General features: G+C 68.9%; 8 protein-coding genes. 1 reads left to right on the top strand and 7 read right to left on the bottom strand.

Features of this window, described 5'->3' with window-relative positions; translation table 11 throughout:
* Positions 1-118: 118 nt before the first annotated feature.
* The 7 genes from CSC78_RS05055 to cysD form a co-directional block, all read right to left on the bottom strand.
* Positions 119-985 carry a TrmH family RNA methyltransferase gene (locus tag CSC78_RS05055; RefSeq protein WP_338015130.1) on the bottom strand — a complete coding sequence of 289 codons (867 nt, stop codon included), beginning with the start codon at positions 983-985 and terminating at the stop codon, positions 119-121.
* A gap of 1 nt (position 986) precedes the next feature.
* Positions 987-2486 carry an alanine/glycine:cation symporter family protein gene (locus CSC78_RS05050; RefSeq protein WP_162336814.1) on the bottom strand — a complete coding sequence of 500 codons (1500 nt, stop codon included), beginning with the start codon at positions 2484-2486 and terminating at the stop codon, positions 987-989.
* Positions 2487-2604: 118 nt separating this feature from the next.
* Positions 2605-3156, bottom strand: a complete 552-nt coding sequence (locus CSC78_RS05045) for a GNAT family N-acetyltransferase (protein WP_162336813.1) — start codon at positions 3154-3156, stop codon at positions 2605-2607.
* On the bottom strand, positions 3149-6283 hold the full coding sequence (locus tag CSC78_RS05040) for an efflux RND transporter permease subunit (RefSeq protein ID WP_162336812.1): 3135 nt from the start codon (positions 6281-6283) through the stop codon (positions 3149-3151). Before CSC78_RS05040 ends, CSC78_RS05045 begins: the two co-directional genes overlap by 8 nt.
* 5 nt (positions 6284-6288) lie before the next feature.
* A complete protein-coding gene (locus CSC78_RS05035; RefSeq protein ID WP_162336811.1) occupies positions 6289-7389 on the bottom strand; it encodes an efflux RND transporter periplasmic adaptor subunit in 1101 nt (366 codons plus the stop codon).
* A 164-nt stretch (positions 7390-7553) separates the two neighbouring features.
* Positions 7554-9428: a sulfate adenylyltransferase subunit CysN gene (gene cysN, locus CSC78_RS05030; RefSeq protein ID WP_162336810.1), complete on the bottom strand. Its 1875-nt coding sequence runs from the start codon at positions 9426-9428 to the stop codon at positions 7554-7556.
* 172 nt (positions 9429-9600) lie between these two features.
* A complete protein-coding gene (cysD, locus tag CSC78_RS05025; RefSeq protein WP_162336809.1) occupies positions 9601-10512 on the bottom strand; it encodes a sulfate adenylyltransferase subunit CysD in 912 nt (303 codons plus the stop codon).
* Positions 10513-10716: 204 nt separating this feature from the next.
* On the opposite strand from cysD, the gene CSC78_RS05020 reads away from it, so the two are divergent.
* Complete coding sequence (locus CSC78_RS05020) at positions 10717-12585, top strand: assimilatory sulfite reductase (NADPH) flavoprotein subunit (protein ID WP_162336808.1); 1869 nt, start codon at positions 10717-10719, stop codon at positions 12583-12585.
* Positions 12586-12664: the final 79 nt, after the last annotated feature.

The following is a 12664-nucleotide window of genomic DNA, read 5'->3' as shown; positions in this document are numbered from 1 at the left end:
TCGCTACCGCCGCATGGCTACCCGCTCCCCTCAGCCATGATCGGCCGGCACAGACGCCGGCTTCGATCTTCGCGACTCACGTCGCTCCCACCTGTGATCTGCGCATCGCTTCAGCTACTCAGCGGCTGCGCTGTTTCCACTGCGCGAGGAACACCGCGGTCGCCGCGGCGACGTTGAGGCTTTCGACCGCGCCGCTGCCGGGAATCGACAGACGCGTATCGCAGGCCGCGGCGAGCTGCGCGTCCATGCCTTCGCCTTCGGCACCCATCACGTAGACCAGCCGCTTCGGCAGCGTCGCGGCGAACAGGTCGACGCCACCGCGCACGACGGTGGCCGCCAGCGAGAATCCTGCGTTGCGCAACTGGGCAGCCGCATTTTCAGTCTGTCCCATGCGCACCAGCGGCACCTGTTCGGCACCGCCTTCGGCAACGCGCGCAGCAGCGCCGGAAATCGCCAACGTCGAATCGCGCGGCAGCAGGATGCCGGCCACGCCGAAATGCGCCGCCGACCGCAGGATGGCGCCGAAATTGTGCGGGTTGCCCACACCATCCAGCCATAGCGCGGCCCCCGGCGTGCCGTCGGGCAGCGTGCGCAGCCAGTCGCCCATCGGCATCGGCTCCACCTTCAGCACGTCAGCCACCACGCCTTCGTGGTGGGTGCTGGCGGCGAGGCGATCGAGGTCGCCCTCCTCCACCACGCGGTAGCCGACGCGCTGCTTCACGCACCAAGCCAGCAACGGCTTCAGCGCGGGAATGCGCGACTCGGTCAGGTAGACCTTGCGGATGGCTTCCGGCCGGCGCGCGAACACGGCGTGTACGGCGTTGAGACCGTACAGCCGCAACTCGCTGCGCGACGCGCCCGCAACCCGTTCCTCACGCGGTGCCGGCGCGCGCGCAGAACGGTCTTCCTGCGCGCGTGGCGGACGCCGTCGCTCCGGCGGGTTGCCGGGCGGGCGCGGCGGACGGTTGTTCCAGGGATTGCTCACGTCAGGCCTTCGTCTTCCAGAAATCGGCGTTGCGGATGCCCAGCGCCTCCGGATCGAACACCGGGTCGACGCCCAGCTTCTTCTGCCGCTCGTAATCGCGCAGCGCGATCAGCGCCGGCTTCTGCAGGATCAGGATGGCGATGACGTTCAGCCACGCCATCAGGCCCACGCCGATGTCGCCCAGCGTCCACGCCATCGCGGCGTTGTGGTACGCACCGAAGATCACCATGCCCACGATGCCCAGGCGCAGCAGCAGCGTGGCCAGCGGATGCGTCTTCTTCACGCCGGCCAGGTAGGTGAGGTTGGTCTCGGCCATGTAGTAGTAGGCCATGATGGTGGTGAAGGCGAAGAAGAACAGCGCCACGGCCACGAAGATCGCACCGCCGCCCGGCAGCACCGACTCCACCGCCGCCTGCGTGTACAGCGCGCCCTCGGCCGGCTGCAGGCCGGGGACACCGGTGACGATCGCTTCGAGCTTCTGCACGCCGTTTTCGGTCACGGTGCGGAACGTGTTGTACATGCCGGTCGACAGCACCAGGAACGCGGTGGACGTGCACACAAGCATGGTGTCGAAGTAGATCGCGAACGCCTGCACGTAGCCCTGCTTGGCCGGGTGCGAAACCTCGGCCGCCGCCGCTGCATGGGGACCAGTGCCCTGGCCGGCTTCGTTGGCGTAGATGCCGCGCTTGACGCCCCAGGCGATCGCTTGGCCGATGATCGCGCCGAACGCCGCGTGCGCACCGAATGCGCTGCTGAAGATGTCGGAGAACATGCCCGGCACCTTGTCGGCGTTGAAGATCATCACGAGCACGGCCATCAGGATGAAGGCCAGCGCCATGAACGGCACCACGATCTCGGCGAACGTGGCGATGCGCTTGATGCCGCCGAAGATGATCAGCGCCAGCAGCGCGGCGACGCCTACGCCGATCCACAGCTTCATTCCACCCGTGACGCCGGCCGCCTCGCAGCTGCCCAGGCTGCACAGCACCGTGCTGGCACTGTCGGCGATGGCGTTGGCCTGCACGCCCGGCAGCAGCAGGCCGGTGGCGATGACGGTAGCGACGGCGAAGGTCACCGCGTACCACTTCAGGCCCATCGCCTTCTCGATGTAGTAGGCCGGCCCGCCGCGATAGCGTCCTTCGCCGTCCTTTTCCTTGTATATCTGCGCCAGCGTGCACTCGATGTACGAGGTGGACGCGCCAAGGAAGCCCATCACCCACATCCAGAACACCGCACCGGGACCACCATAGGCGATCGCGGTGGCGACACCGGCGATGTTGCCGATGCCCATGCGGCCGGCCATCGAAATGGCCAGCGCCTGGAACGAGGACACGCCCGCGTCGGACTTCTGTCCCGTCACGGTCAGCCGGCACATCTCGGCGAAGCCGCGCACCTGCATGACGCGGGTACGGAGGGTGAACCACAGGCCGGCGCCCAGGCACAGCGCGATCAGCGCGTTGCTCCAGATGATGCCGTTCAACCAGTTGAAAAAGGCTTCCACGGGGATGCGTCTCCGTTCGTTCGTGCGTGCGCTGGGATACGGGAAGGCGGCGCGGGGCGTCGCCAGGTCCCTGCAAGATAACCGCAACACGCGCCACTGCGCAGTCCCTGCGGACGTTTCAGCCGGGCCAGACCCGCCCGAACAGCCTCAGATCGTGCAGTCCGTCGGGCTTGCGGATCGCGCTGCGGCGGCAGCCCTCCTCGACGAACCCGTTCTTTTCCAGCACCCGCGCGGAGGCCGGGTTGGTGTCCAGCACGTTCGCCTCGACCCGGCGCATCGCGAACGCCGGGACGACCCAGGCCAGGTAGGCGGCGACCACGCGCGTCATGTGGCCTTGGCCCCAATGCGCGCGGCCGAGCCAGTATCCCAGTTCCGCACCATGCGCCTTTTCGCCGCCATGCGGGCGCACCGCAATGCCGCCGCAGGCCTCGCCCTCGATCTCGATGGCGAACACCGGATGCGCCAGGTCGACCACGCGCCCGGCGAGGAAGGCTTCGCCATCCGCACGCGTGTAGGGATGCGGGAAGCGGTCGCTCAGGCCGCGTGGCACCTGCGGATCGTCGGCATGGCGCAGGAGCGATCGCAGGTCATCCTGCCGCCAGGCACGCAGCAGGAAGCCCTCGCCTTCGATGCGCACATCCGCATACGGACGCGCACCGGGATCAGCCATGGCCACCCACGGAGGGCGTTTCCGCCTCGAGCTTGCTCAGCTCGTGCGCCACCGCTTCCGGCGACCGCGTGAAGGGCGCGAGCAGCGCGTAGAACGCCGGCACCACGTACAGCGACAGCAGCGTGGAGAACGTCACGCCGAAGATCACGACCACGCCGATGGTCGCGCGGCTGGCCGAACCCGGTCCGCCCGCCAGCACCAGCGGCACCGCGCCCATGACGGTGGCCACGGAGGTCATCAGGATCGGGCGCAGGCGCACGCGCGCGGACTCGGCGATGGCCTGCGCCACGCTGGCGCCGTCGTCGCGCAGCTGGTTGGCGAACTCCACGATCAGGATGCCGTTCTTCGCCGCCAGGCCGATCAGCATCACGATGCCGATCTGGCTGAAGAGGTTGAGCGTGCCACCGGTGACCCACAGCCCGATCAGCGCGCCCAGCACCGCCAGCGGCACAGTCAGCATGATGACCAGCGGGTGGATGAAGCTCTCGAACTGCGCCGCCAGCACCAGGTAGACGATCAGCAGCGCCAGGGTGAAGGTCAGCAGGATCGCACCGCCGGCTTCCTGGTACTCGCGCGACTCGCCCTTCCAGTCGATCTGCGCGTAGTCAGGCAGTTCCTCGGCCACGGTCTGCCGTGTCCACTCCAGCGCGTCGCCCATGGTGTAGCCGGGCGCCAGGCCCGCGCTGATGGTGATCGCGCGCAGGCGGTTGAAGCGGTTGAACGTGCCCGGCTCGGCGATCTCGCTGAGCGTCACCAGGTTGGACAGGGGCACCAGCGCGCCGTCGCTGCCGCGCACATAGGTGTTCGCGAGGTCCTCGGTGTTGGCGCGCTTGTCGCGGCCGGCCTGCAGCATGACGTCGTACTCTTCGCCGTTGTCCACGTACGTGGTCACCTGGCGCGAGCCCATCATCGTTTCCAGCGTTCGCCCGATCTCCTGCACCGACACGCCCAGGTCGGCGGCGCGGTCGCGATCGATGTTCACGCGCATCTGCGGGCGCGTTTCCTTGTAGTCCGAATCCGGATCCTGGATGCCGGGGTTGCCCTCCATCCGCTGCAGGATGCGGTCGCGCCACTGCGCCAGTTCGGCGTAGTCCGGTCCGCCCAGCACCAGCTGGTAGCGCTGCCCGCGGCTGCCCACCAGTCCACCCGGCACGTTGGCACGCGCCTGCACGCCGGGGAGCTTCGCCAGCTCGCCGCGCAACTGCGCGACCACCTGGTCGGTCGCCACATCGCGCTCATGCCAGTCGTGCAGGAACACGATCACCTGGCCCGTATGCATGTCCTCGCTGCCGCCGAAGCCACGCGGCGTCCGCGAGTTCGCACGGTCGATGGGCTTGTCCTGGCCGACCTGCGCCATGACGATCTTCTCGACCTGCTGCATCTGGCCGACCATGTAGTCGAAGCCTGCGCCTTCCGGACCATCGACCATGACGAAGAAGCGGCCGCGGTCTTCCGCCGGCGCCAGTTCGCTGGGCACGCGCAGGCCGAGCGCGACGATCGCCACGCCGCACAACGCCATCGCCACCAGCACCAGGCCAAGGATGCGCTTGCCGGGCAGCGCGACCAGGCGCTCCACGTGACGCGCATAGCCATCGCTGATGCGGGTCAGCGTGCGGTTGGTCCATTTGTTCAGGCCACGCGGCGCGGTGTGCGGCCGCACCAGCTTCGATGACATCATCGGCGTCAGCGTCAGCGCGACGAAGGCCGAGATCGCGACCGCCGCCGCCAGCGCAACGGAGAGCTCGCGGAACAGGCGGCCGGTGTTGCCTTCCATGAAACCGACCGGCAGGAACACCGCCACCAGCACCGCGGTGGTCGCGACCACCGCGAAGGCCACCTGCGCGGTGCCTCGCCGCGCCGCCACCAGCGCCGGCTCGCCCAGGTCGGCGCGGCGCTGCACGTTCTCCAGCACCACGATGGCGTCGTCCACCACCAGGCCGATGCACAACACCAGCGCGAGCAGGGTCAACAGGTTGATCGAGAAGCCGAACGCGTACAGCGCGATGAATGCGGAGATCAGGCACACCGGCACCGTCACGGCCGGGATGAGCGCGGCACGCAGGCTGCCGAGGAACAGCCAGATGACCAGGAACACCAGCACCATCGCCTCGCCGAGCGTCCAGTAGACACGCTGGATCGACGCGTCGATGAAGGTCGTGCTGTCGTAGGCGATGAAGATGTCGGTGCCTTCCGGCAGCGTCTGCTGGATCACCTCGGCTTCGGCACGGGCGGCGCGCGCGACGTCCAGCGCGTTGGCGGTCGAGGTGCGCACGATGCCCAGGCCGACATTGGGCACCGCATTGCTGCGCAGGTAGGAACGGCGTTCTTCCGCACCCAGCTCGACTTTCGCCACGTCGCCCAGGCGCACCACGTAACCATCCGCGCCCTTGCGCAGGGGCAGCTGCGCGAACTGCTCTGGCCGCTGGTAGCCGCGCTCGACGCGCAGGGTGAAGTCGCGCGTCTGCGACTCGATACGGCCGGCCGGCAGCTCGATGTTCTGCGCGCGCAGCGCGGTCTCGACATCGCCCGTGGTCACGCCACGCGCCGCCATCGCCTCGCGGTCCAGCCAGATGCGCATGGCGTAGCGCTGGCCGCCGCCCAGCTGCACGCGGGCGACGCCGTCCAGCGCGGACAGGCGATCCAGCACGTAGCGGTCGGCGTAGTCGGTCAGTTCCATCGTGTCCATCACGGTGGAACGCATGTTCAACCAGATGATGACGTCGGCGTCGGCCTCGACCTTGGAGATCTGCGGCGGATCGGCCTCGTCCGGCAGGCGGTTCATGACGCGGCTGACGCGGTCGCGCACGTCGTTGGCGGCGGCCTCGATGTCGCGGCTGAGGTTGAACTCGATGGTGACGTCGGCACGTCCGTTGCGGCTGCTCGACTGGATGGTCTTGATGCCTTCGATGCCGGACAGGCCGTCCTCGAGGATCTGGGTGATGCGGGTCTCGACCACCGCCGCCGAGGCGCCGGGATAGTTCACTTCCACCGACACGATGGGCGGATCGATGTTGGGCAGTTCGCGCAGGGTCAGGCGCAGGAACGACATCACGCCCAGCACGACCAGCAGCAGGCTGACCACCACCGCGAAGACGGGGCGCTTGATCGACAGGTCGGAAAGCTTCATGACGCTCAGCCCTGGCTGTCGGCGACGGGCGCGTCCTGCTTCGCCGGAGCCGCCGGCGCCGCGTCGGCCACCTTCACGCCGGGCCGCAGTTTGCCGGTGCCGTCGATGACGATGCGCTCACCCGCCGCGAGGCCCTCGACGATTTCGACCCGGCCGTCGCGACGCACGCCGGCGGTGATCGGCGCCTGCTCGACGCTGCCGTCCGCCTTCACGCGGTAGACGAAGGAATCACGCCCCACCTGCACCACCGCGATCTCGGGGATCACCAGCGCCTGCCGCTCGGGTCGGAACAGGCGCACGTCCAGCAGCATGCCGGGGCGCAGCTTGCGGTCGGGGTTCGGGAACACCGCGCGCACCGTCACCGCGCGCGTGGTCGGATCGATGCGCGCGTCGACGGTTTCGACCGTGCCCTGGAAGGTCTCGCCCGGGTACGCGGTCGTGGCCGCGGTGACCGCATGCCCGGTGGCGACCGAGGCCAGCGCCGCCTCCGGCACCTGGAAGTCCACGTACATGCGCGAGATGTCGTCCAGCGTGGCGATGCTGCTGTTGGCCGTGATCAGCGAACCGGGGCTGACCTGGCGGATGCCGAGCACGCCGGCGAACGGCGCACGCACGCTGCGGTCGCCAATGTCGGCGCGCGCCTGGCGTACGCGGGCGGCGGCAGCATCGCGCAGCGCCAGCTGGGTGTCGAGCTGCGAGCGCGCGATCAGCTGCTGGTCGGCCAGTTCCTTCTGCCGGCGGTAGAGGCGCTCGGCTTCCGCATAGGTGGCTTCGGCCTGCACCAGCGATGCCTGCGCCGCGTCGCCTTTCAGGGTGATGAGCTTCTGGCCGGCGGCGACCTGCTGGCCGCTTTCGAAATGCACGTCCTGCACGATCTCGCTGACCTTGGCGGTCAGGGTCACCGACTCGCGGGCCTTCGCCGTGCCCAACGCCTGCAGGGTGTCGTTCCAGGCGCTGGCCTGGACGACCTGGGTGGTCACCGGGATCGGCCGCTCGGCCGCGTTGCCGTTGGGCTTCGCCTGTGCGCCCTTGTCGTCGCCGCAGGCGGCGAGCAGCAGCAGGGGCAGCGCGACCAGCAACGCGCGGAGGGCGAATCGGTTGAGCATGGAGCGTCCCGTAATCTTCGTTATTCAGGCAGTCTACCGGCCGTACGTGAAACACGCTGCAGCGGATGCGCCGGTTCGTGCGGGAAACGCGCCAAAGGGCATGTGGTGCACATGCCCGACCATGACCAATGACCCTTGCCAGCCGCGGCGGACCGGCCGGGCGACTACTCGAGTCCCAGTTTCGCGAGCACCTGCAGCGCCAGCGCTTCGGGGTCTTGCTCGCCCGCATGCAGGTGCACGTCGGGATGCTCGGGCACTTCGTAGGGCGAGTCGATGCCGGTGAAGTTCGGGATCAGGCCGGCACGCGCCTTCCGGTAGAGGCCCTTCACGTCGCGCGCTTCGGCCAGCGCCAGCGGCACGTCGACGAAGACCTCGATGAACTCGCCCTCGCCAAAGCGCTCGCGCGCCATCTGCCGCTCGGCGCGGAACGGCGAGATGAAGCTGACCAGCACGATCAGGCCGGCATCGGTCATCAGCTTCGCCACTTCGGCGACACGGCGGATGTTCTCCACGCGGTCCTCGTCGGTGAAGCCGAGGTCGCGGTTGAGGCCGTGGCGCACGTTGTCGCCATCGAGCAGGAAGCTGTGGTACCCCAGCGCATGCAGACGCTTGTCCACCAGGTTGGCGATCGTCGACTTGCCGGCGCCGGACAGGCCGGTGAACCACAGCACCTTCGGCGCCTGGCCCTTCTGGCGCGCACGCGCGGCGCGGTCGACATCGACGTGCTGCCAGTGCACGTTGCCGGCGCGGCGCAGGGCGAAGTCGAGCGTGCCCGCGCCCGCCGTGGCGTTGTCGTAGCGGTCGATCAGGATGAAGCCGCCCAGCGCACGGTTGCGCGCATAGGCTTCGAACGCGATGGGCTCGTCGAGGCTGAGATTGCAGTAGCCGACCTCGTTGAGCTCCAGCCGCTTGGCGGCCAGGTGCTCCTGCGTGTTCACGTCGATGCGGTGCTTGATCTCGGTGACCGTGGCGGCGACGGTACGCGCGCCGATCTTAAGCCAGTAGGGCCGGCCCGGCAGCAGCGGCGCATCGGACATCCACAGCACGTGCGCGGCGAACTGGTCCGCCACTTCCGGCGGATCGCCGCCGGCGGCGATCACGTCGCCGCGGCTGATGTCGATCTCGTCGGTCAGCGTCAGCGTCACTGCCTGCCCGACGGAGGCCGAGGCGACCTCGCCATCGGCGCCGAGCACCTGCGCCACCCGCGAGCGGCGCGCTGACGGCAGCACGATGACCTCGTCGCCGGGCTTCACCTTGCCGGCCGCGATGGTGCCGGCGTAACCGCGGAAATTCTGGTGCGGGCGGTTCACCCATTGCACTGGCAGGCGCAGGCCGCCATCGCCCTCCTGCACGTCCACCCGCACCTGCTCCAGGTGCTCGAGCAATGCGGGGCCGGCGTACCACGGCGTGCGCACCGAACGCGACGACAGGTTGTCGCCTTCCAGCGCCGACAGCGGGATGCAGGTGACCTCGGCGATGCCCAGCCGCTGCGCCAGCGCGCGGTAGTCCGCGGCGATGCGTTCGAACACGGCCTCGTCGAAATCGACCAGGTCCATCTTGTTCACCGCCAGCACCACGTGGCGGATGCCGAGCAGCGAGACGATGTAGCTGTGCCGGTGCGTCTGCGTCAGCAGGCCCTTGCGCGCGTCGACCAGCACGACGGCGAGGTCCGCGGTCGACGCACCGGTCGCCATGTTGCGCGTGTACTGCTCGTGGCCCGGGCAGTCGGCGACGATGAACTTGCGCTGGTCGGTATCGAAATAGCGGTAGGCCACATCGATGGTGATGCCCTGCTCGCGCTCGGCCGCCAGGCCGTCAAGCAGCAGCGCGTAGTCGATGCGCTCGCCCTGGGTGCCGTGCTTGCGGCTGTCCTTCTCCAGCGCCGCCAGCTGGTCGTCGAACAGGCGCTTGCTGTCGTGCAGCAGCCGGCCGATCAGCGTGCTCTTGCCGTCGTCCACGCTGCCGCAGGTGATGAAGCGCAGCAGCGGCTTGGATTCGTGCTGCTTGAGGTAGCTGGCGATGTCGCTGGTCGTGCTCATGCTGCCGCCACCTGGAACGTACCTGCAAGAAATGCATGGAATCTGGGTTCGTCATCCCAGCGAACGCTGGGATCCATCTTGATCCTGCAGGGAACCCCGGCAATCGCCACGGATCGCCCGAACATCAACATGGGTCCCAGCGTGCGCTGGGACGACGGCGGAGGGATGACCATCAGAAATACCCCTCCAGCTTCTTCTTCTCCATCGACGCGCCGGGGTCGTGGTCGATCACGCGGCCCTGGCGTTCGGAACTGGTGGTCACCAGCATCTCGGCGATGATCTTCTCCAGCGAGTCGGCCTCGGAGTCGATGGCGCCGGTCAGTGGATAGCAGCCCAAGGTGCGGAAGCGCACGCGGCGCTGCTGCGGCACCTCGCCGTCGCGCAGCGGCAGGCGCTCGTCGTCGACCATCAGCAGCGCACCATCGCGCTCGACCACGGGACGTTCCGCCGCGAAGTACAGCGGCACCACGGGAATGTTCTCGCGGTAGATGTAGAGCCAGATGTCGAGTTCGGTCCAGTTCGACAGCGGGAACACGCGCACGCTTTCACCGGTGTTGATGCGCGCGTTGTAGAGGTTCCACAGCTCCGGACGCTGGTTCTTGGGATCCCAGCGGTGCTTGTCGTTGCGGAAGGAGAACACGCGCTCCTTGGCGCGCGACTTCTCCTCGTCGCGGCGCGCGCCGCCGATGGCGGCGTCGAAACGGTAGTGGTCCAGCGCCTGCTTCAGGCCCTGGGTCTTCATCACGTCGGTGTGGACGGTGGCGCCGTGGCTGATCGGACCGATGTCGCGGGCGATGCCGTCCGGGTTGATATGCACGCGCAGGTCCACGCCGGTCTCGGCGGCACGCTGGTCGCGGAAGGCGATCATCTCGCGGAACTTCCAGCGCGTATCCACGTGCAGCAGCGGGATCGGCGGACGCGCCGGGGCGAATGCCTTCAGCAGCAGGTGCAGCAGCACCGAGCTGTCCTTGCCCACCGAATACAGCAGCACGGGATTGCGGAACTCGGCGGCGACCTCCCGCAGGATGTGGATGCTTTCCGCTTCCAGACGGTCGAGGTGGGACAGGGGGGGTACGGCGGTCATCGAGGCGGGCAGCAGGGACGGTGGATCCGGACGCGCTAGCCTAGCAGGCGTCGCCACGGGGTCCGGGAGGCAGGCCAGTATTCGGCCGGCGGCTCATGCCGGCGAAATAAGCGGGCGACATAAGCCCATAACCATGCGTCCTTTCAGGCCGCATTGGCGTCTCCCTAACATCGGCCGTCCCAGTCGCGCCCACGGGCCATGCCGATGTCCGCCACCCAGCCTGTCCTAGCCCCCATCCCCCTCGCGGAGGAACGGCGGGCACTGCTCGCCCAAGCGGTGGCGGGCCTGGACGGCGCCAGCCTGTGGTGGGTCTCCGGCTACGCCGCCGGCCTGGCCCAGGCCCAGCTCGCGCCGCAGACCGCATCGACGACCGCGTCGCCCAAGGCGATTGCACCCGCCCCCGGCACCCAGACCGCGCAGCGCCTGACCATCGTCTACGGCAGCCAGACCGGCAACGCCCGCCGCGCCGCCGAGGCGCTGGCGCAGCAGGCCGAAGCCGCCGGCCTGTCGGTGCGCCTGCTGCGCGCCGATGCCTACCCGCAGCGTGAACTGGCCAGCGAGCGCCTGCTCTATATCGTCATCAGCACCCAGGGCGAAGGCGATCCGCCCGACGACAGCATCGGCCTGGTCGAGTTCATCGCCGGCAAGCGCGCGCCCAAGCTGCCCGAACTGAAGTACGCGGTGCTCGGCCTGGGCGACTCCAGCTATTCGGACTTCTGCGGCATCTCCCAGCGCCTGGATGCCCGCCTGGCCGATCTGGGGGCGACCCGCCTGCTCCCGGCCGGTGCGGCGGACCTCGACATCGATACCGTCGCCACCCCGTGGCGCGAACAGGCACTGGCGCAGGCCCGCGAGCTGCTGAAGGCGCCCGCAGTCGGCGCCGCGTCGCTGGCGACGGTGACGCCGCTGCGTCCCGGTCAGGCCGCGGTGTGGTCGCACGAACATCCCTTCCCCGCCGAACTGCTGCTCAACCAGCGCATCAGCGGCCGCGACTTCAAGGGCCCGCGATTCGGCCAGCACGGCGTGGCCGACAAGGACGTGCGGCACATCGAACTGTCGCTGGACGGCAGCGGCCTGCACTACGAACCCGGCGACGCGCTGGGCGTGCGCCACCGCAATCCCGCCGCGCTGGTCGACGGCGTACTCGAGGCGCTGCGCCTGGACGGCGAGACGGCCGTCAGCGAGGGCGGCGATACGCTGCCGCTGCGGGAGTGGCTGGCCGCACGCCGCGAACTGACCCGCCTCTCGCGTCCATTCCTCGCCACGCATGCCGCGCATGCGCAGGCCGACGACCTCAACGCGCTGCTGGCGCCCGCGCAGAACGCCACCCTGGCGCAGCTGTTCAACACCCACCAGCTGGTCGACGTACTGCGTCGCTGGCCGGCGGGCTGGTCCGCGCAGGAACTGGTCGCCGCGCTGCGTCAGCTGGCGCCGCGCCTGTACTCCATCGCCTCCAGCCGCAAGCGCGTGGGCGAGGAAGCGCACCTCACCGTCGACGTCCTCGGCTACGACGCCTTCGGCCACGCGCACGGCGGTGCGGCCAGCGGCTTCCTTGCCGCACGCGAGGAAGGCGACCAGGTACCGGTGTATATCGAAGCCAACGAGCGCTTCCGCGTGCCGGTCGACGGCAGCCGCGACATACTGATGATCGGTCCCGGTACCGGCGTGGCGCCGTTCCGCGGCTTCGTGCAGGAGCGCGCGGAAACCGGTGCGCGCGGCCGCAACTGGCTGTTCTTCGGCGCGCAGCACTTCAACCACGGCTTCTTCTACCAGAGCGAATGGCAGGACGCGCTGCGCAGCGGCGAACTGCACCGGCTGGACCTGGCGTTCTCCCGCGACCAAGCCCGCAAGATCTATGTGCAGGACCGCCTGCGTGAGCGCGGCCGCGACGTCTACGACTGGCTGCAGAACGGTGCGCACCTCTACGTCTGCGGCGCCATCGCGATGGGCAAGGACGTGCATGCGGCGCTGCAGGCCATCGTCGTCGAACACGGCGGCTTGGATGAGGAGGCGGCCCGCGAGTACCTGGTGAACCTGCAGACGGAGGGGCGCTACGGGCGCGACGTGTACTGACGACCCGCCCTTGTAGGAGCGACGTGAGTCGCGACCTGCAACCTTCCGGTCGCGACTCACGTCGCTCCTACGGTGGAAA

The organism is Pseudoxanthomonas japonensis, from assembly GCF_010093445.1.
GTDB classification, from domain to species: Bacteria; Pseudomonadota; Gammaproteobacteria; order Xanthomonadales; family Xanthomonadaceae; genus Pseudoxanthomonas_A; species Pseudoxanthomonas_A japonensis.
This window is presented reverse-complemented; position numbering and strand designations above follow the sequence as displayed.

Excerpts from the sequence above, each read along its gene's own strand:
- CSC78_RS05045 (WP_162336813.1), bottom strand. The coding sequence starts at position 3,156 with ATGGCTGATCCCGGTGCGCGTCCGTATGCGGATGTGCGCATCGAAGGC.
- CSC78_RS05040 (WP_162336812.1), bottom strand. The coding sequence starts at position 6,283 with ATGAAGCTTTCCGACCTGTCGATCAAGCGCCCCGTCTTCGCGGTGGTG.
- CSC78_RS05035 (WP_162336811.1), bottom strand. The coding sequence starts at position 7,389 with ATGCTCAACCGATTCGCCCTCCGCGCGTTGCTGGTCGCGCTGCCCCTG.
- cysN (WP_162336810.1), bottom strand. The coding sequence starts at position 9,428 with ATGAGCACGACCAGCGACATCGCCAGCTACCTCAAGCAGCACGAATCC.
- cysD (WP_162336809.1), bottom strand. The coding sequence starts at position 10,512 with ATGACCGCCGTACCCCCCCTGTCCCACCTCGACCGTCTGGAAGCGGAA.
- CSC78_RS05020 (WP_162336808.1), top strand. The coding sequence starts at position 10,717 with ATGTCCGCCACCCAGCCTGTCCTAGCCCCCATCCCCCTCGCGGAGGAA.